The organism is Cypionkella sp. (assembly GCF_036782355.1).
Taxonomy (GTDB): domain Bacteria; phylum Pseudomonadota; class Alphaproteobacteria; order Rhodobacterales; family Rhodobacteraceae; genus Cypionkella.
Genome location: NZ_DAIPZF010000001.1, coordinates 112948 through 130749, shown reverse-complemented (window position 1 = coordinate 130749; position 17802 = coordinate 112948). Strand labels below are relative to the sequence as shown.

At 61.7% G+C, this 17802-nt stretch carries 21 protein-coding genes; 6 read left to right on the top strand and 15 right to left on the bottom strand.

Annotated elements, in window-relative coordinates; all coding sequences use genetic code 11:
• Window positions 1-88 precede the first annotated feature (88 nt).
• Complete coding sequence (locus V7Q10_RS00635) at window positions 89-601, top strand: transcriptional regulator (protein ID WP_333867088.1); 513 nt, start codon at window positions 89-91, stop codon at window positions 599-601.
• Here V7Q10_RS00635 and V7Q10_RS00630 read toward each other — a convergent pair whose 3' ends face one another.
• The 4 genes from V7Q10_RS00630 to def (V7Q10_RS00615) are packed head-to-tail and all read right to left on the bottom strand — an operon-like array spanning window position 602 to window position 2793.
• The gene (locus tag V7Q10_RS00630) at window positions 602-832 is read right to left on the bottom strand and encodes a GlsB/YeaQ/YmgE family stress response membrane protein (RefSeq protein WP_333867087.1); all 231 of its coding nucleotides are present in this window, start codon (window positions 830-832) and stop codon (window positions 602-604) included.
• Window positions 833-887: 55 nt separating this feature from the next.
• The gene (gene fmt / locus V7Q10_RS00625) at window positions 888-1781 is read right to left on the bottom strand and encodes a methionyl-tRNA formyltransferase (RefSeq protein ID WP_333867086.1); all 894 of its coding nucleotides are present in this window, start codon (window positions 1779-1781) and stop codon (window positions 888-890) included.
• Window positions 1778-2281, bottom strand: coding sequence for a peptide deformylase (gene def / locus V7Q10_RS00620; RefSeq protein ID WP_333867085.1), 504 nt, complete (start codon window positions 2279-2281; stop codon window positions 1778-1780). Before def (V7Q10_RS00620) ends, fmt begins: the two co-directional genes overlap by 4 nt.
• The gene (gene def / locus V7Q10_RS00615; RefSeq protein WP_333867084.1) at window positions 2281-2793 is read right to left on the bottom strand and encodes a peptide deformylase; all 513 of its coding nucleotides are present in this window, start codon (window positions 2791-2793) and stop codon (window positions 2281-2283) included. Before def (V7Q10_RS00615) ends, def (V7Q10_RS00620) begins: the two co-directional genes overlap by 1 nt.
• Before the next feature lie 84 nt (window positions 2794-2877).
• On the opposite strand from def (V7Q10_RS00615), the gene V7Q10_RS00610 reads away from it, so the two are divergent.
• Window positions 2878-4047 carry a MalY/PatB family protein gene (locus V7Q10_RS00610; protein WP_333867083.1) on the top strand — a complete coding sequence of 390 codons (1170 nt, stop codon included), beginning with the start codon at window positions 2878-2880 and terminating at the stop codon, window positions 4045-4047.
• Window positions 4048-4049: 2 nt separating this feature from the next.
• Here the strand turns inward: V7Q10_RS00610 and V7Q10_RS00605 are convergent, their stop codons facing one another.
• Window positions 4050-4400 carry a hypothetical protein gene (locus V7Q10_RS00605; protein WP_333867082.1) on the bottom strand — a complete coding sequence of 117 codons (351 nt, stop codon included), beginning with the start codon at window positions 4398-4400 and terminating at the stop codon, window positions 4050-4052.
• Window positions 4401-4617: 217 nt separating this feature from the next.
• Here V7Q10_RS00605 and V7Q10_RS00600 point away from each other — a divergent pair, with 217 nt between their 5' ends.
• Complete coding sequence (locus tag V7Q10_RS00600) at window positions 4618-5169, top strand: hypothetical protein (protein WP_333867081.1); 552 nt, start codon at window positions 4618-4620, stop codon at window positions 5167-5169.
• Here V7Q10_RS00600 and V7Q10_RS00595 read toward each other — a convergent pair whose 3' ends face one another.
• Both V7Q10_RS00595 and smc read right to left on the bottom strand, forming a co-directional pair.
• Window positions 5170-5511 carry a hypothetical protein gene (locus V7Q10_RS00595; protein WP_333867080.1) on the bottom strand — a complete coding sequence of 114 codons (342 nt, stop codon included), beginning with the start codon at window positions 5509-5511 and terminating at the stop codon, window positions 5170-5172.
• On the bottom strand, window positions 5511-8966 hold the full coding sequence (smc, locus tag V7Q10_RS00590) for a chromosome segregation protein SMC (protein ID WP_333867079.1): 3456 nt from the start codon (window positions 8964-8966) through the stop codon (window positions 5511-5513). The genes V7Q10_RS00595 and smc overlap by 1 nt, the downstream gene beginning before the upstream one ends.
• A gap of 240 nt (window positions 8967-9206) precedes the next feature.
• On the opposite strand from smc, the gene V7Q10_RS00585 reads away from it, so the two are divergent.
• The gene (locus V7Q10_RS00585) at window positions 9207-9560 is read left to right on the top strand and encodes a CidA/LrgA family protein (RefSeq protein ID WP_333867078.1); all 354 of its coding nucleotides are present in this window, start codon (window positions 9207-9209) and stop codon (window positions 9558-9560) included.
• Window positions 9553-10269: an LrgB family protein gene (locus V7Q10_RS00580; protein WP_333867077.1), complete on the top strand. Its 717-nt coding sequence runs from the start codon at window positions 9553-9555 to the stop codon at window positions 10267-10269. The genes V7Q10_RS00585 and V7Q10_RS00580 overlap by 8 nt, the downstream gene beginning before the upstream one ends.
• Here V7Q10_RS00580 and V7Q10_RS00575 read toward each other — a convergent pair whose 3' ends face one another.
• The 8 genes from V7Q10_RS00575 to V7Q10_RS00540 all read right to left on the bottom strand — a co-directional run bounded on the left by V7Q10_RS00575 (window position 10270) and on the right by V7Q10_RS00540 (window position 17486).
• Entirely contained in the window at window positions 10270-10749 is a 480-nt protein-coding gene (locus V7Q10_RS00575; protein WP_333867076.1) for an RNA pyrophosphohydrolase, read from the bottom strand.
• A gap of 39 nt (window positions 10750-10788) precedes the next feature.
• Window positions 10789-12135: a S41 family peptidase gene (locus tag V7Q10_RS00570; RefSeq protein ID WP_333867075.1), complete on the bottom strand. Its 1347-nt coding sequence runs from the start codon at window positions 12133-12135 to the stop codon at window positions 10789-10791.
• Between the two features lie 9 nt (window positions 12136-12144).
• Window positions 12145-13260, bottom strand: coding sequence for a murein hydrolase activator EnvC family protein (locus tag V7Q10_RS00565; protein WP_333867074.1), 1116 nt, complete (start codon window positions 13258-13260; stop codon window positions 12145-12147).
• On the bottom strand, window positions 13257-14777 hold the full coding sequence (gene gpmI / locus V7Q10_RS00560) for a 2,3-bisphosphoglycerate-independent phosphoglycerate mutase (protein WP_333867073.1): 1521 nt from the start codon (window positions 14775-14777) through the stop codon (window positions 13257-13259). The genes V7Q10_RS00565 and gpmI overlap by 4 nt, the downstream gene beginning before the upstream one ends.
• Window positions 14778-14848: 71 nt before the next feature.
• Complete coding sequence (locus V7Q10_RS00555) at window positions 14849-15706, bottom strand: hypothetical protein (RefSeq protein WP_333867072.1); 858 nt, start codon at window positions 15704-15706, stop codon at window positions 14849-14851.
• A gap of 19 nt (window positions 15707-15725) precedes the next feature.
• Complete coding sequence (gene rlmH / locus V7Q10_RS00550; protein WP_333867071.1) at window positions 15726-16196, bottom strand: 23S rRNA (pseudouridine(1915)-N(3))-methyltransferase RlmH; 471 nt, start codon at window positions 16194-16196, stop codon at window positions 15726-15728.
• Between the two features lie 3 nt (window positions 16197-16199).
• Entirely contained in the window at window positions 16200-16628 is a 429-nt protein-coding gene (gene rsfS, locus V7Q10_RS00545) for a ribosome silencing factor (RefSeq protein WP_394971634.1), read from the bottom strand.
• 150 nt (window positions 16629-16778) lie between these two features.
• Entirely contained in the window at window positions 16779-17486 is a 708-nt protein-coding gene (locus V7Q10_RS00540) for a glutathione S-transferase N-terminal domain-containing protein (protein WP_333867070.1), read from the bottom strand.
• Window positions 17487-17652: 166 nt separating this feature from the next.
• On the opposite strand from V7Q10_RS00540, the gene V7Q10_RS00535 reads away from it, so the two are divergent.
• Window positions 17653-17793: a hypothetical protein gene (locus tag V7Q10_RS00535; protein WP_333867069.1), complete on the top strand. Its 141-nt coding sequence runs from the start codon at window positions 17653-17655 to the stop codon at window positions 17791-17793.
• The last annotated feature ends 9 nt before the right edge of the window (window positions 17794-17802 follow it).

Below are 17802 nucleotides of genomic sequence, written 5' to 3'. Positions count from 1 at the left end.
ACTGTTGCGGCTTGTTGCGCGCAGATCATTTATGACCGGCTATGCAAAAATACTTCCTTTTTTGTGACTCTTCATTCAGACTTGGGGCATGGCACGCACGAAATTGATCCCCGATTCCGAAGTTCTGGCGATTGCGCTCAAAATCTTGCTGATCCAAGGCGAGAAATCTGTCACATTTTCTGCAGTGGCTCAGAAAACTCGCCTCGCACCGCCAACTTTGGTGCAGCGCTTTGGCAGCTGCGCCGCCATGATTGACGCGGCCCTCTCTTTGGCATGGGACCAGCTGGAAGCGCAGACCACAACAGCTTTTGCCGACACCGCCGCAAAGGGGCGCGGCGTCCAAGCGATGCTAAAAGCCCTGTCGGCGCCGATTGACTCGCCTGCTTTGGTCGCAGCAAGCCTGCGATATCCCGCACTTGCCACACGCGCCAAAGCTTGGCGCAATCAGGTCGAGGCAGGGCTAACCCTGAAGCTGGGATCAGGCGCAAAGGCCAAGGAAGCAGCCTCTGTCACCTTTGCAGCCTGGCAGGGACGTTTGCTTTGGGATGGGGCGGGCGGTAAAGGCTTCCGACTGGGCGAGGCTGTGAAGAAGCTAACCTAACTAACGTTCAATATATTTCTGATAAAGCCAAATCAAAGCAACCGCCCCCAAAACTGCGCCAATAAACCCCGCGGCAAAAGTGGTCATAGCCAAAAGCAGTCGCAGCAAAAACCCGCCGGCAAGCGCGCCACCGATGCCAATAACAATGGTGGTTGGCAGGTCAGCCTGAACCTTCATCACCCGCGTAGCCAAAAATCCAGCTGCAATTCCAATAATAATCAGCATAATCATGGGAAATCTCCTGAAGATTGCCCTTAATATGGGGTGCGAAACCGCGAATGTAAGGTCAGATCAGCCGCGGCGGCAGACGTAGGCCCTTTAACACCTCGGCAGCAGCCATCGGCCGCTTACCTTCGCGCTGCGCCAAGGTGATCTGAACCGCACCTTCACCACAAGCAATTGTAAAGCCAGACAAAACCTGCCCCGCCTCGGCTTGCCCATCGCTTAGGACAGAGCGCAGCAGTTTCACCCGCTCGCTCGCCACCTCGCACCAGGCCCCCGGAAAGGGCGACAGGCCGCGAATTTGGCGATCAACCTCGATGGCAGGGCGCGACCAATCAATCCGCGCTTCGGATTTATCAATCTTGGCGGCGTATGTGACGCCTTGTTCACTTTGCGCGACAGCAGGCAGCGGCAAAGCCGCCAGCGCCGTGCAAATCAGCGCAGCCCCCAGTGCAGACAGCCGGTCATGCAGCTCTGCCGTGGTCTCGGCCTGTGCAATCGGCGTGCTTTGGCGCAGTAAAACCGGCCCCGTGTCCAGCCCCGCCTCCATCTGCATGATGCAAATGCCGGTGTCGGCATCCCCAGCCATAATCGCGCGATGGATCGGCGCAGCCCCGCGCCAGCGCGGCAAAAGCGAGGCGTGGATGTTCAAACAGCCCAAGCGCGGCGCGTCCAAAACCACTTGCGGCAGGATCAAACCATAGGCGACAACCACGGCAATATCGGCGCCAAAGCCGGCAAATTCGGCCTGCGCCGCCGGATCGCGCAGCGAAATCGGATGGCGCACAGGCAGCCCCAAAGCCTCGGCCCGAGCTTGCACCGGGCTTGCGCGATCGGCCTTGCCACGCCCGGCTGGGCGCGGCGGCTGGCAATAGACCGCCACGATTTCATGCTGCTGCGCCAAGGCCTCCAGCACCGGAACCGAAAAATCGGGTGTGCCCATAAAGATAATTTTCATTGCTTTTTCCGCAGCTTATCCGCACGGGCCAGCAACATCTTACGCTTAAGCGGCGAGAGGTGATCGAAATACATCTTGCCCGCCAAATGATCGATCTGATGCTGAACCGAGGTCGCCCAAAGGTTGACGAAATCACGCTCCTCGATCTGACCTTCGGCATTCATAAACCGCACCGTCACCGCGCGCGGCCGCCGGATCACCGCCGAGACGCCAACCAAATTGGGCGAGGCCTCTTCGTGTTCGCGAAACTGCCCCGAGGCATGCAGCACTTCGGGGTTGGCCATCAAAACCGCCTGCCCGCGTTCGTCAGAGCAATCGACAACCGCAAGCCGCAACGGCACGCCGATTTGCACCGCCGCCAGTCCATAGCCGGGCATCGCGTCCATGGTATCGACCATATCGGCCCAGATCGCGCGATGCGCATCACTGATCGCCTCGACCGTCGCGGCAGGGGTTTTCAAACAAACGTTCGGATAGGGCAGGCAAAGCCGCGCGGCCATCAGCCCCGCGCCTTTTCACGCTTTAGCTTTTCCATCTTGCGCGTGATCATCTGCCGCTTCAGCGGGCCCAGATAATCAATGAACAGCTTGCCGTTCAGATGGTCAATCTCATGCTGCACGCAGGTCGCCCAAAGCCCGTTGAACTGCCGCTCTTGGATTTCGCCGCTCAGATCCATCCAGCGCACCTTGACCGAGGCCGGACGTTTGACATCGGCGTATTGATCGGGGATCGACAGGCAGCCTTCTTCATAGGTCGACAGGTCTTCGCACGACCAAATCACCTCGGGGTTCAGCAAAACCATCGGCTCGGGCGGCGCATCTTTCATGCAATCCATAACGATTATCCGCCGCATCACACCAATCTGAGGCGCCGCAAGGCCAATGCCCGGCGCGTCATACATGGTTTCCAGCATATCGGCTGCCAGTTGGGTAAGCTCTGCCGAAACCTCTGCGATGGGCTCGCAAGGCTTTTTCAGGCGCGGATCGGGGTGGATCAGAATATCGCGGATCATCTGATCGATTTACGTCTTGGGGCTTCAACGTGCAAGAGTTTGCTGCAATGATACCGCCAAACCCTTAGCACAGGCAGCACCCCGATGGATTTTGACACCCGCATCAATCGTCTTGGCACTCATTCGGTGAAATGGGACGCGATGGAGCCGATGTTCGGCGTGCCCGCGGCAGAAGGCATTTCGATGTGGGTGGCCGATATGGATTTTCGCCCGCCAGCCTGTGTGCAGCGCGCGCTAGAGGGCATGCTCGCCCATGGCATCTACGGCTATTACGGCGATGACGCGAGCTATCTGGACGCCATCCGCTGGTGGATGCAGACCCGCCACACCTGGACGGTCGAGCGCGATCAGATTTTCACCACCCATGGTTTGGTGCATGGCACCTCGATGTGTGTCGATGCCTTTACCGCTGTTGGCGACGGGGTTGTGCTGATGACGCCGGTCTATCACGCCTTTGCCCGCGTGATTAAGGCCGCCGGCCGCGAGGTGGTGGAATGCAAGCTGCGCGACAACGCCGGCCGCTACGAGATGGACTTTGACGCTTGGGACGCGCAGATGACAGGGGCGGAAAAGCTGCTGATCCTGTGCTCGCCGCACAATCCCGGTGGCCGCGTCTGGACCCGCGCCGAATTGCAAGGCGTCGCCGATTTCGCCAAGCGCCACGATCTGGTGCTGGTCTCGGATGAAATTCACCACGATCTGGTTTTGGGCGAGGTCAAGCACACCGCTATGGCGCTGATCGAGGGCATTGCCGATCGTCTGGTGATGATGACGGCAACGACCAAGACCTTTAACATTGCAGGCGCGCATTCGGGCAATGTCATCATCGCAGACCCCGCCTTGCGCGCCAAATTTGCGGCGCGGATGAATGCGATGGGGATCTCGCCAAATTCCTTTGGCCTGTTTATGGCCACCGCCGCCTATTCCGCCGAAGGCGCGGCTTGGGTCGATGCGCTGACAGGCTATCTGGCTGAAAACGCACGGATTTTTGATGAAGGCATCGCCCGCATTCCCGGTATCCGCTCGATGCCGCTGGAAGCGACCTATCTGGCTTGGGTCGATTTTTCGGGCACAGGCATGACGCAGGCCGAATTTATTGACCGGGTGCAAAAGGTCGCCAAGATTGCCGCCAACCATGGCGTGTCTTTTGGCGCGGGGGGCGAAAGTTTCCTGCGCTTTAACTTGGCAACGCCGCGGTCTTTGGTGATCGAGGCGGTTGCACGCTTGCAGGCGGCTTTCGCCGACCTGCAATAGGCTTAGGCCTTAGGCAGATAGGCCACAGGCGTGTTTTCTTCGCGGTAGTAATCCAGCGCAGGGCTGGATTGCACCGCCGTCGAGCGTTTAAATTCGCAAATCAGATCGCCATTTTCGGCCTTGGAGGCCACGATCAGGCATTGGAAAATATGCCGCGCGCCGTCGTAGATATCGACCAAGCCGCGCAGATTGGGCGTCAGGCTGGCATCCAGCGAAAAGCCGTCATGCCACATGCCTGTGATCGGAAAGACAGCCTCGCCCAGCTGCACCCGCAGCCGCGATTTGCGGGCGAAATTCTTCTTGCGCGCGGCGTCCAAACCCTCGCGCACCTCTTTTGGCAGAAACTCCAACATCTTAGCCCCTCCACTCCTGAGGGTTAGTCTGCATCCAGATTCGTTAATTTTCTGCTATACCGACTGTCGCGGCAAAAATGCCATTCATCTGTTGCCTATATATCGCGCATTCTTGTGATTTTCGCACCTTCTTGCGGCAAGATTGGCGATGACAACCCTATGCTGTGCCGCAGTTTGCTCGCACAGTTGCAAGATGATTCGTAGCAGGAGGCAAGATTTGGACCAATCACCTATCAGCCGCGCCGAATTGGACGCAGCTTTGCCGCATGTTCTGGCAGCGCCCAAAACCGATGCCACTGTCGCCGATCTTTGCCTGCGCCCTGCGCTGAACCAGCGCCAAACCATGCAAAGCCTGCGCTTTAGCGTCAGCGACGGCATTGCTGGCGATCGCTGGCAAAGCCTGCCTTGGCTGCGCGACGCGGCGGGGCTGCCGCATCGCGGCATTCAGGTCTCGATCCTGCCGCTGCGGGTGTTCGATCTGGTCTGGCGCGACCGCAAGACCACGCCGCATCCGGGCGATCCGATCATTGCCGATCTTGATACCAGCATCGCAAACCTGCCGATTGGCACGCTTATTCGCGCAGGCACAGGTCTGTTGCGGGTGTCCGAGGTGCCAAATCTTGGCTGCGTCAAATGGAAAGCACGCTACGGCGAGGCAGCGCTGCGCTGGGTCGAAAGCCAGCCAAAGCTGCGCCTGCGCGGCGTGCTTTGCGAGGTGGCGCAAGACGGCGAAATCAGGCTGGGCGACCGCTTGCAGGTGCTGCGCTGATCACATGCCTTCGTCTTGTTGCCGCGTTGCGCGCCGCCAGTCGGTGCATTTCGCCACCATCAGGTCGATCCACCCCGCCCAAGCTGCCAGATTTTCCGCGCTTGCATGGGTTCTGATCCGCGTCTCGCCCAGATAAAGATCCATCACCACCTGCGGATAAAGCGCATTCCACGCCGCGATCTGCACAGAGGTCGCCCGCAGCGGCCAAGCAAAGGCCAAAACCCAGCCCTCAGGCGCTTCCACCGCCGTGAACTCCGGCAACTCGGGCCGCGAGCGGGCATAGATCGTGCCGCCAATCGCTTCGACGCCCGCAAAACCTGCCAAAACCAATGCCGCCTGCATCACGCCACCAAAGCCTCGGCCCGCTTCAGATCGACCGAGACAAGCTGGCTGACCCCCTGTTCGGCCATGGTCACGCCAAACAGCCGATCCATCCGCGCCATCGTCACCGCGTGGTGGGTGATGATCAAAAACCGTGTGTCGGTGCGGCGGGTCATCTCGTCCAGCAGATCACAGAACCGCGTGACGTTGGCGTCATCCAAGGGCGCGTCCACCTCGTCCAGCACACAGATCGGCGCCGGATTGGCCAAAAACACCCCGAAAATCAGCGCAAGTGCGGTCAAAGTCTGCTCGCCCCCCGACAACAGGCTGAGCGTCGCCAGCTTTTTGCCCGGCGGTTGGCACATAATCTCTAGCCCCGCCTCCAGCGGGTCATCCGATTCCACCAAAACCAGCCGCGCCTCGCCGCCGTTGAACAGATGGGTGAACAGCGTCGCGAAATTGGCGTTCACTTGCTCAAAGGCCGTCAGCAACCGCTCGCGCCCCTCGCGGTTCAGCCCGGCGATGCCCGAGCGCAGCTTTTTGATCGCCTCTTCCAGATCAATCTTTTCCTGCGCCAGCGCGTCATATTCCTCTGAAACCGCCTTGGCGTCTTCTTCGGCACGCAGGTTCACCGCCCCCAAAGACTCGCGCTGGCGCTTCAACCGCTGCACATCAATGTCCAAAGCCTCGGCATCGGGCATGCGGTCGGGGTCAAGCTTCAGCGTGTCCAGCAACTGATCCGGCGTGCCGCCCGCCTCGTCGCTGATCCGAGCTGCGGCCAAAGCAACCACCTCGCGCGCGGCCTCGGTGCGGGCTTGCGCCGCTGCACGCTCCTCGCGCGCCTCGCCGGCCAAACGCTCGCCCTCGCGCTCGGTGTCGCGCGCGGCGCGCAGGCCGGTCTCTGCCACCGACAAAGCATCCGCCGCCACTGCACGCCGCGCTTCGGCCGCGGTGATCGCCTCGTTCAGATCCTCGCGCTTGATGGCGATCTCTTCGGGGGCAGCCAGGGCCTCGACCAGATCTTCCTCGGTCTCGCTCCGCCGCGTGCCCAGCTCTGCCATCCGCCGGCCAGCCGAGTCCAAGCGCTCTTTCCAACTCAGCAGTTCTTTGCTGGCATCCTGCCGCCGCCGCACCCGCGCCTCGCCCTCGCGGCGCAGCTCGTCATAGCTTGACCGGCGCGACATCATCGCGATGCGAGCTGCCTCAACGCTTTGCTTTGATTGCTCTAATGCCGCGCGTGCCGCGTCAAGGTCGGGCAAATCTTCGGCCGATGCAACCGCCTCTTCCAGCCTTTCGCGCGCCTCTTCGGTCTCAGAGAGATAGCGCGCCACGGCATGCTTCGCGGCCTCCAACCGGCCCGCCGCGATAGAGCTGTCGGCCTCGGCCCGTGCGGCCATCCGCGCCGCCTCAGCCACCCGCGCATCTGCACCGCGCCGCTGATCGCGCGCCCGCTGATCGGCTTGGGCCAGTTCGGCCAAGCGCGACTGCAAGGCCGCATGCGCCTGCGCAGCCCCTTCGGCGCGCGCCGCCACCTCTTCCAAATCGCGCTTCAAGGCGGTCAGCCGGTTCAGCTGTTGCAACCGCGCCGCCGCAGCCGAAGGCGCATCCTCGGCCCCCGCCCGAAAACCATCCCAGCGCCACAGATCGCCCTGCAGACTGACAAGCCGCTGCCCCGGCCGCAACGCCACCTGCAAACCCGCCCCCGCCGCGCGCTCGACCAACCCAATTTGCGCCATCCGCCGCGCCAAAACCGCAGGCGCTTTGACATGCGCCGACAAGGGCTGCACCCCCGCTGGCAACTCTTGCGCTTCGTCATAGCCCGCCAGCACCACCCAACCCGAAGGCCGATCGCCCGCAACTTCCGGCGCCCGCAGATCATCGGCCAGGGCCGCCCCAATCGCCGCCTCAAAGCCCGCCTCAACCTGCAACAGATCCAGCAATTGATGCCCCGATTGCGCCTCGCGCTGCACCAGCTTTGTCAGTGCCGCCACCTCGGCGCGCAGCGCTGCGGCTTCGCCCTCCGCCTCAGATTTCGCCGCCCGCGCACTGGCCTCGCGCCCCTGCGCCTCGGCCCGCGCAGCCTCGGTGGCCAAAAGCGCCGCTTCTGCGGCCTCGGCCTCGGCTGCCGCCACATCCTGCGCCTCGCCAGCCGCCGCAAAGCCCTCGCTTGCCTCGGCCAAGGCCTGCGTGGCCGCCAAAACCGCCTGCTCTGCCCGTGCGGCTTCGGTCTCGGCCTTTTGCACCACAGCACGGCTGTCGGCCAACAACCGCTGCACCGATTGATGCCGAGCCGCCAAACGCGCCGCGTCTTCGGTGGCCTGCGACAGCAGATTTTCCCGCTCGCTCAGCGCCGCCGAGGCCTCGCGCGCCAGATCAGAGGCCTCGGCAAGCTTGTCCTCATGGCCCTCATGCGCGCGCAACAGCTGCTCGATCTCCCACTCCAGCCGCGCGATCACCTCACCTGCGTCGCGGTTCAGCCCCGCCTCGCGCTCGCCGTCCCGCTCCAACTGCTGCAACCGCGCCCGCAGCGTCTCAATCGCCGCCCGCGCCCGCGCCTCTTCATCGGCAAGCTGATCGCGCTGCACGCTCAGGCGCTGCAAAATCGCCGCCGCAATCGCCTCTTGCTCGCGCAAAGGCGGCATCGCCTCCTCGGCGGTTTCGCGCTGCTGGGCTGCCAAGCGCGCGGCGGCTTCAGCCTGAGCGGCAAAACTCAGCCGCTGGCGCAACACCGCATCGGCCTCGGCACGCGCAATCTCGGCCTCACGCCAACGGCGATACAACAGCTGCCCCTCAGCACGGCGCAACTCCTCGCCAATCTCGCGATAGCGCGCCGCCTGCTTGGCCTGCCGCGTCAGCACCGACAATTGCTGCGCCAGGCTTTCCAGCACATCATCCACCCGCAACAGATTCTGCTCGGCACCGTTCAGCTTCAACTCTGCCTCATGCCGGCGCGCATAAAGCCCCGAGATCCCCGCCGCCTCTTCCAAAATCCGCCGCCGGGCTTTTGGCTTGGCGTTGATCAGCTCCGAAATCTGCCCCTGCCGCACCAAAGCCGGCGAATGCGATCCGGTCGAGGCATCGGCAAACAGCATCTGCACATCGCGCGCCCGCACATCCTTGGTATTCAGCTTATAGGCCGAGCCCGCATCCCGCGTGATCCGCCGCACGATCTCGATCACATCGGCATCGTTAAACCCCGAAGGCGCCAGCCGCTCGGAATTGTCCATCACCAAGGCCACTTCGGCAAAGTTGCGCGCCCCCCGCGCGCCCGAGCCGTTAAAGATCACATCCTCCATCCCGCCGCCCCGCATCGCCGAGGGGCGGTTTTCCCCCATCACCCAACGCAAGGCTTCCAGCAGATTGGATTTGCCACAGCCATTCGGCCCAACCACACCGGTCAGCCCGTCATGGATCACCAGATCAGTGGGATCCACAAAGCTTTTAAATCCATTCAACCGCAGTTTGTTAAAACGCAATGGGGCGGGCCTTTGCTGACATATCGCTGCCAATTTTCGCAGCATTCCCCCCTCTGTCAACGCACCACCGCATAATATGGCAAAAATCCCCCGCTTATCCCCAAGATATTGAGGCTTCGCGCGCCCAGCCTTTCATCTTGGTCCAAATATCCACGCCACACCCTCTCAGGCAAAGCCATTGACCGCAGGCACAGCACCCCGCACAGTCACCCCGCCAGCACCCCCACCTAAGGCCCCCCAATGATCCACGCCCTCCTTGTCATTCTGGCCTGCCAATTGTTCGGCGAGGCTGCCTCGCATTGGCTGGCGCTGCCAATCCCCGGCCCAGTCGTGGGCATGATCGCCATGGTGGTGCTGCTGCAATTTCTGCCCGCCGCCGCTGCAATCCTGCGGCCAGTAGCGCAAGGCATTCTGGGCCATATGTCGCTTTTGTTCGTGCCAGCCGGGGTGGGCGTGGTCGGCCACTTTGGCGCTTTTGGCGATCAAGGGCTGGCGATTGCGCTGGCGATTGCAGGCTCCACCATCGCGGCCATCGCGGTGGGGGCGCTGACCTTCGCCGCCGTCGCGCGTGTCACGGGCAACAAAGATGACTGATTTCACCGATATCTGGAGCTATCTGTCGCGCGGCCCGCTGCTGTGGCTCACCGCCACCCTTGCCGCCTATGCGCTTGGCGATGCCTGCTTTCGTGCGGCCAACCGCCGCCCTATCGTCAATCCGGTGCTGGTCGCGGTGGCGATCTTGGCGGTGATGCTGAAAGCCACCGCCACCCCCTATGCCACCTATTTTGAAGGCGCGCAGTTCGTGCATTTTCTGCTTGGCCCCGCCACGGTCTGCCTTGCCCTGCCGCTTTGGGACAACCTGCCAAGGGTGCGCAAAGCCGCGCTGCCGCTGCTGGCGGCCCTGCTGGCAGGATCTGTCACCGCGATTGCCAGCGCCCTTGCCATCGCCCGCAGCTTTGGCATCTCGGGCGAAATCCTTGCCTCGCTGGCGCCAAAATCCACCACCGCCCCTGTGGCCATCGGCATCTCGCAGGCCATTGGCGGCTCGCCGACGCTAACGGCCGTCATGGTGATCCTGACGGGCATCACCGGAGCCGTGGTCGCAACCCCGCTGCTGAACCTGCTGCGGATCAAAGATTGGCGCGCTCGCGGCTTTGCCACCGGCGTCGCAGCACATGGCATCGGCACCGCGCGCGCCTTTCAGGTCCACCCCACCGCAGGCGCTTTTGCAGGCCTTGGCATGGGGTTGAACGCGGTGCTCACCGCGATCATCGCACCGATGCTGCTGCGGCTGTTTCAGTGATCAGGCCAAATGCGCGCGAAACTGCGCCACCACGGCCTCGTAGACCGCGCGTTTGAACGGCACGATCGAGCCGATCATCTCCTCTGCCTCGATCCAGCGCCAAGCGCCAAACTCGGGGTGAATGGTGGCGATATTGACCTGCGCATCGCGGCCGATAAAGCGGTATAAAAACCACTTTTGCTTTTGCCCGCGATATTTACCGCCCCAAACCTTGCCCAACAGATCGGGCGGCAGATCATAGGTGACCCAATCCTTGGTCTTGTCCAAAGCCTCGACCAGATCTTCGGTCACCCCGGTTTCTTCCCACAATTCGCGCAGCGCTGCCGCACGCGGCTTTTCGCCCTCGTCAATGCCGCCCTGCGGCATCTGCCAGGCCTCGACCGTGCTGTCCAACCGCTGTCCGGCAAAGATACGCCCCTCGGCATTGATCAGCATAATGCCGACACAAGGACGATAGGGCAGCTCTGTGTGATCAACCATAATGGATGGGCCACGCCATCACGGCGCAGCCCCCTTTCGTTATTGTTTCGGAGCAACCGCCGACAGACCCCGCAGGATGTCGATGGCATAGGCAAGCTGATAATCCTCGTCGCGCAGTTTTGCGGCCTCTTCGGTGCGCGCGCGGTCTTCTTCCAACTGCTTCTTCTCGTCTTCGCTCATCGAATCATTGCTGATCGCGCCGCGCAAAGACGCCTCGGTACGCTGCTTGCTTTCCTTATCCGCCGCTGCGGCTTCGGTGCCTTGTGCATTCGGGTCCACCACAGGCTGGTTCACCACGATATCGGGCATCACACCCAATGACTGGATCGAGCGGCCCGACGGGGTGTAATAGCGCGCGGTGGTCAAACGCATCGCGCCATCCCCCTTCAGCGGAATCAGCGTTTGCACCGAGCCTTTGCCAAAGCTTTTGGTGCCCACCACAATCGCACGACGGTGATCTTGCAGCGCGCCCGAAACGATTTCCGAGGCCGAAGCCGAACCACCGTTGATCAGCACGACAATCGGCTTGCCCTCGGCCAAATCGCCCGGCGTTGCATTCTCGCGGGCGCTGTCTTGAGCATTGCGGCCACGGGTCGAGACGATCTCGCCCTCGTTCAAGAAGGCATCCGAGGTCAGGATCGCTTGCTTCAGCAAACCACCCGGATTGTTGCGCAGATCAATCACAAAGCCATTGATTTTCTCCATGCCACCGGCTTCTTTGATCAGCTTTTTGATGCCGTCTTGCACGCCAGGATAGGTCTGGTCGTTAAACGTGGTGATCCGCAAAATGCCAGTGCTGCCCACCAGACGGCTTTTCACCGCAACCAGCTTGATGGTGTCACGAATGATCGAGACGTCAAACGGTTCTGTCACGCCCTCACGCACCACGGTTATCACGATTTCCGAGCCGATCGGGCCACGCATTTTATCAACAGCTTGATCAAGCGTCAGACCCTGTACGTTTTCGCCATCCACCGCGGTGATAAAATCGCCCGATTTGATACCCGCCGCATCAGCAGGGGTGCCATCCATCGGCGAGACCACTTTGATATAGCCGTCTTGCTGGGTCACCTCGATGCCAAGCCCACCAAATTCGCCACGCGTTTGCGTGGTCATATCGGCAAAGGCCTTTGAATCCATATAGCTGGAATGCGGGTCAAGCGAGGTCAACATGCCATTGATCGCGGCCTCGACCAGCTTTTTGCTGTCAACATCCTCAACATATTGCGCGCGAATACGCTCGAACACATCGCCAAACAGATCAAGCTGTTCGTAGACCTTGGCATTTTTCGTCGCATCTTGCGCAATCATCGGGCCTGCAACTTGCGTCGTCAGAACCGCGCCGGCCAAAGTGCCACAAAGCGCTGCAATAACCATCTTTTTCATCTGATCGTCCTATTCCTTTGCCGATGCTGTCGCCGCGAACCAAGCCATTGGGTCCACTGGCGTCGAGCCTTGCCTCAATTCCAAGTAAAGCGTTTCCGTCTCGCGACCGCCAGCACCTTCTTGCTGCACGGCCAGAAGATCGGCGCTGCCCGTCTCTGATCCGCCCATCAACCCCAATGCCGCGCCCTTGGCAACCACCTCGCCGACCTCGCCATAGACCTGACCTAACCCAGCCATGATCAAAAGATAGCCATCGCCGGGTTCAAGAATCATCACATTTCCGTAGTCAAGCAAGGGCCCTCGATAGCGGATCGTCGCAGGCCAAGGGCTGGTCACCAAAGCTGCCGCCCGTGTCGCAAGGGTCATCCCCACCCGTGTCACCCCGCGCGCATCGGTCTCGCCGGGGTGCAGCAGCAGCTTGCCCAAGACCGGCAGATCCAGCTTGCCCTTGGCGTCGAAAAAGCGGCTTTCACCAGAATCGTCCAAAGCAAGCCCAGCGGCAAAGGAGTCTAACGTATCCACACTCAGCAAAAGCCCCAGCAGCACGGCGGGGTCTTCGGTAAAGCGTTGCGGCAAAGGCCTGCGCTCGGACATCGCCTGCGACAGAGCCGAGCGCGCGGTCTGTGCCGCCGTCAGCCCCGTGCCCAGCGTCTCTCCGGCCGAACGTTGCAGGGCACGCATCTGGGTCAATTCTTCCAACTTGCCCTTCAGCACGGCCACTTCTGATTGCAAGGCAGGCGTGACATCGGCCAGCATCATCCCCGAGCGCACCGTGCCCAAAGGCCCTTGCGGATGCAGCAGCAACAGCGGGCCCGGATCGGCATCAATCCGGCTTAGCACCCCCAGCAGCTGCGCAATGCGGTCGCGCTTGGTCTGAAACTCCAAGCTCAATTGCTCTTGACGCAGATCGACCTGCCGCAGCGCTTGGCGCAATGCGGCCAAGCCTGCCTCATAGGCGCGAATGGTGCGGGTCAGCGCAGCGACACGGTCCTTGGCCGCATTCGCCGCTTGCAGATTGGCCACCGCCGTTTGCAGATCAGCCGAGGCCGCAATCGCATCATCAGCAACACCCGCCCCAGCCTGCGAGGCCATCAGCATCAGCGCAAGCGCGGCCTTGCGGATCATGGCAGCAAAAGGTTCCGTCCGGTCATCTCAACCGGCTGCGGCAGCCCCATCAGCGCCAAAAGCGTCGGCGCCAGATCAGCCAGCTTACCCCCAGCGCGCAGGCTGGCCCCTTCAGGCCCGCCAACCAAGATCACCGGCACCGGATTGGTGGTATGCGAGGTATGCGGCCCGCCAGACACCGGATCCACCATGGTCTCGCAATTGCCGTGATCGGCGGTGACGATCATCGCGCCGCCCTTGGCCTGCAAAGCCACCAGCGCGCGGCCAAGCCCCACATCCACCGCTTCGCAAGCCTTGATCGCCGCGGCTAGGCTGCCAGTATGCCCCACCATATCGGGATTGGCGAAATTCACCACGATCAGATCAAAGCCTGTCTCGATTGCGGCCACCAGATGATCGGCGACTTCCACCGAAGACATCTCGGGTTGCAAATCATAGGTCGCCACCTTGGGCGATTTCGGCATCGCGCGCTCTTCACGCTCGAAAGGCACCTCGCGGCCCCCGTTCAGAAAAAACGTCACATGCGGATATTTCTCGGTCTCGGCAAGGCGGAACTGCGACAGGCCCTGTTTTGCAACCCATTCGCCCAAAGTGTTGGCAATGCTGCGCTTGGGATAGGCGGTCTGCATATAGCCATTATGCGAGGCCGAATATTCCACCATGCCCAGCAATGCCGCCCAAACCGGGCGCTGCCCGGTCTCAAAACCATCGAAATCCGGCGCGGCCAGCGCCGCCAGAATCTCACGCGCGCGGTCCGAGCGGAAGTTCAGACAGAAAAACCCGTCGCCATCCACCGCGCCGGCATAATCGCCAATCACGCTTGGCGCCAAAAACTCATCCGTCTCGTCCTTGGCATAAGATGCCGCCACCGCCGCCGCAGGCGTGGCCGCAGCTTCGCCCTTGGCCTGCACAATCGCGGCGTAAGCGCGGCTTACCCGTTCCCAGCGATTGTCACGGTCCATCGCCCAATAGCGCCCGATCACCGTAGCGACCTTGGCCCCCGCAGGCAGTTGCACCATCAGCGTGTCGATAAACTCGGCCGCCGAACTGGGGGCAACGTCGCGCCCATCGGTGATCGCATGCAGCGCCACCGGCACCCCAAGTGCTGTGATCGCAGCACAGGCCGCAATCACATGGCTCAGATGGCCATGCACCCCACCGTCTGACACCACGCCCATCAGATGCGCCGTGCCACCGCTGGCCTTCATCTTGGCAACAAAGGCCAAAAGGCTTTCATTGCTGGCAAAAGAGCCGTCTTCAATCGCCAGATCAATCGCGCCCAGATCCATCGCCACCACACGGCCCGCGCCGATATTGGTATGGCCCACCTCGGAATTGCCCATCTGCCCCGTCGGCAGGCCAACATCCGGCCCAAAGGTCGTCAGCGTCGCATGCGGGCAATCCGCCCAAATTTTGTTGAAATTCGGCACATGCGCCTGCGCGGGGGCGCTTGCGACGGGGTCTGCATTGATCCCCCAGCCATCCAGAATACACAAAACAACGGGCTTGCGGGTCATTGTGGCACCTTTCCAAAGTCTGCCGCCCTTCTAGCGCTGCGGCGGGGTCAGGGCAACGCATTGCGCAGGGCTTAGTCCAGTTCTTCGACCACAGGCAGCGCAAAGCTGCCACTTGCAGGGGCAAATCCCGCCTCTTGTTCGTGAAGCAAGCGCAGGGCGGCACAAATAGGGTCGCGTTTCGACGGCGGCAGCGCTAGCGTTTCGGCCGCAAAATCGGCCCAAAGGCCGGCAAAATCTGCGGGCGGCACCGCCCCTTGCAAGGCGTTCAGCGCCAAAAGCGCGGTGCAGCCCGCAAAGCCCAGCGCATCTGGCTGGCGTGCCGCCTGCCAGACCACGCCGCGGGCTTGGGGCCGCAAAATTCCGTCCTGTTCGGTGATCGAAGCGATCAGCGCGGCATGGCTGGCCTGCAAATCCGGCCCAGCGGCGCAAACCGCGTAAATCTCGTGATGCCGCATCGCGCGGGCGACGCGCAGCAAAGCGGGCGTAATCTCCTTAGGCCCCCGCGTCAGGCAAAGCGCAGGCAGCAGCGGCTCTGGCAAGGCAATCAGCCCCGCCGCCACGGCTTGGCGCAGCCCATTTGCCAAGGCCGCCCGCAAAACGGCGGGCTGGTCTTGCAGACGCGCTTGCAGCCTTGGCCAAAGCCCGGCCAGTGCGGGATCGGCACTGTCGCGCTGCACCAGATCAGCCAGCAAGATCACCGCGCACACCTGAAACCCCGACCGCTGCGCCAAGGCGATCTGCACCAGACCTTGGTAAAGCGGCTGGGTTTGCACCGCCTGAAACCGATACTGATCGTCGCGCAAAATGCGAAAACTGGCACCGGTTTCCGCCAGACTTTGGCCCGAGGCCGCAGCAATATCGCCAAGGCTGGCAGGCAACAGCGCCTTGATCTGAAAGGCCAGATCGGCAACCGCCTGCGGCAGCCTCACGCCCTCGCCCCAGGTCAACTTAGGCACGGTGATAGGGCCCACCGCCCAGAATCGTCGCCGCGCGGTAAATCTGTTCGGCCAGCATCACCCGCACCAACATATGCGGCCAGACCATCTTGCCAAAACTCAGCGAAAAATCCGCCCGCGCGCGCAAGCTTGGGTCAATGCCATCCGCGCCGCCAATCACAAAGGCCACATCCTGCCGCCCGCCATCGCGCCAGCGCGCCAGCTGCTCGGCAAATTCGGGGCTGCTCAGCACCCGCCCGCGTTCATCCAGCGTGGCAATCAGCGCGCCCGAAGGGATCGCGCGGTCCAGCAACAAGGCCTCTGCGCCCATGCCAAGGTTCTTTTTATCCTCGACCTCAAGCTCGGACACCGGCCCCAAGCCCAAGGGCCGGCCGGTGCGATCGAATCGGGTGTAGTAATCGTCGGTCAGATCGCGCTCGGGGCCAGCCCGCAGCCGCCCCACAGCACAGATATGCAGCCGCAAGCCTTAGGCTCCGCGATGCGCGCTTCCTGGAAGCCACATCTTTTCAAGCTGATAGAACTCGCGCACTTCGGGGCGGAACACATGCACAACCACGTCGCCCGCGTCGATCAGAACCCAATCGCCGGTCTCTTTGCCCTCCATCTTGGGGGTAAAGCGGAAGGTTTCTTTGATGCGGTCGGCCAGTTTCTCGGAAATCGAGGCAACCTGACGCGACGAGCGGCCCGAGCAGATGACCATATAGTCAGCTACGTCAGACCGGCCACGCAGGTCGATCTGCACGATTTCTTCGGCCTTATCATCGTCAACCGAAGCCAGAACAGCCGCCAACATCTCTTCAGAGGAGTAATCATCGGCCATAGCCGTGCGGGTGGTGCGGGGGCCAACCGGCAAGCCGGTGGTGGGATCAGAATGCGACAGGACAAAGTCCTCCAATTAGCGCGCCGATACAGCCCCGGCGTCGGGCGTGGTTCAGCCTAGCACTGTCGAGCGATAATCTCAACGCCAGCCAAGCCGCGCGCATACGGTGCTGCGGCGGCGAAGACAAGGGCTAATAGCGCCGCAGCCGCAAGCAGACTTGCGCCGCTAGCCCGCAAAATCAGGATAAAACTCGGCCTGCATCCGCGCCAGATAGGCCGAAAGTTCGACCTGTTTGCGCAAATAGGCGCCATAGCTCGACCGAAACTGCGGTGCTGCCAGTGCTGCCAAAAACGCATAAGCCGTGGCATCAACCCCGCAAACCCGCCCGCCAAGCATATAAAGCTGACCGGTGATCGCGGTTTCAAGCGCATCCAACGCTTTGCAGACCAGTGCGTATTTTTCCGCCGACGTCAAACGATCCAGCCCCAGCAAGCCGATCAGCCGCCGCGCCCGCCACCCTGCGCGGATCTGCAACCACAGCCGTTGCATCGCAGGCGCGCGGTCGAACCCCTGCGAGGTGTCGAGGCTCAGATCCTCGACGCTTGCCCAGCGCTGTTCGATCAAGATCGGATAGAGATGATCTTCCAACATCCGCTCGATCGCCAGCCCATAGGCCAAGGCGCGCCCTGAATAATCATTCGTAAAATCAATGGTGTAGTTTGTTTCAAGATAGGCTTGGATCAACCGACTGTCAGAAATCACCCGCCCCTCATCGACGATCCACGGAATTTTACCCCGCGGTGCGCCGCGCATATCGGCCTGAACCAATGCGTATGGCAAGCCTGACAATTTCAGCAACACCTCGACCTTCATCGCAAAAGGGCTGGCCTGCGGCAGACCGAAGGCCGGCCCTGTTCCGTGCAAGACGATCACTGCGCCCCCCTGTTTCGCATCGTGCGACCAGTCTGGCGCAGAAAACTTAACAATCCAAAAATCTCCGCCATGCGCCAGACGCAACCCAGCCTCTCGACATCGTCGGTAGCAATTCACGCTGCAATGCAGCATATTATCGGCAGGGAGGAATAATGGAGTATCTAACATGACCATTTTCCGCAATCTGTTTCCCCGCCGCCTAAGCCGTCGGGATCTAGAGCTGGCCTATCTGAACGCCTCTGTCAGCATGTACGACCTTGAACAGCGCGAGCGTGACGTCGCACGCGGCAAGTTCGCGCATCTTTAAGCGCACAAT

Coding starts and splice junctions, on each gene's coding strand:
- V7Q10_RS00605 (WP_333867082.1), bottom strand. CDS start 4,400: ATGTTGGAGTTTCTGCCAAAAGAGGTGCGCGAGGGTTTGGACGCCGCG.
- gpmI (WP_333867073.1), bottom strand. CDS start 14,777: ATGACCCGCAAGCCCGTTGTTTTGTGTATTCTGGATGGCTGGGGGATC.
- fmt (WP_333867086.1), bottom strand. CDS start 1,781: ATGAAAATTATCTTTATGGGCACACCCGATTTTTCGGTTCCGGTGCTG.
- V7Q10_RS00575 (WP_333867076.1), bottom strand. CDS start 10,749: ATGGTTGATCACACAGAGCTGCCCTATCGTCCTTGTGTCGGCATTATG.
- V7Q10_RS00635 (WP_333867088.1), top strand. CDS start 89: ATGGCACGCACGAAATTGATCCCCGATTCCGAAGTTCTGGCGATTGCG.
- V7Q10_RS00570 (WP_333867075.1), bottom strand. CDS start 12,135: ATGAAAAAGATGGTTATTGCAGCGCTTTGTGGCACTTTGGCCGGCGCG.
- def (WP_333867085.1), bottom strand. CDS start 2,281: ATGGCCGCGCGGCTTTGCCTGCCCTATCCGAACGTTTGTTTGAAAACC.
- V7Q10_RS00595 (WP_333867080.1), bottom strand. CDS start 5,511: ATGCAGGCGGCATTGGTTTTGGCAGGTTTTGCGGGCGTCGAAGCGATT.
- V7Q10_RS00585 (WP_333867078.1), top strand. CDS start 9,207: ATGATCCACGCCCTCCTTGTCATTCTGGCCTGCCAATTGTTCGGCGAG.
- def (WP_333867084.1), bottom strand. CDS start 2,793: ATGATCCGCGATATTCTGATCCACCCCGATCCGCGCCTGAAAAAGCCT.
- V7Q10_RS00565 (WP_333867074.1), bottom strand. CDS start 13,260: ATGATCCGCAAGGCCGCGCTTGCGCTGATGCTGATGGCCTCGCAGGCT.
- V7Q10_RS00610 (WP_333867083.1), top strand. CDS start 2,878: ATGGATTTTGACACCCGCATCAATCGTCTTGGCACTCATTCGGTGAAA.
- V7Q10_RS00580 (WP_333867077.1), top strand. CDS start 9,553: ATGACTGATTTCACCGATATCTGGAGCTATCTGTCGCGCGGCCCGCTG.
- V7Q10_RS00535 (WP_333867069.1), top strand. CDS start 17,653: ATGACCATTTTCCGCAATCTGTTTCCCCGCCGCCTAAGCCGTCGGGAT.
- V7Q10_RS00630 (WP_333867087.1), bottom strand. CDS start 832: ATGATTATGCTGATTATTATTGGAATTGCAGCTGGATTTTTGGCTACG.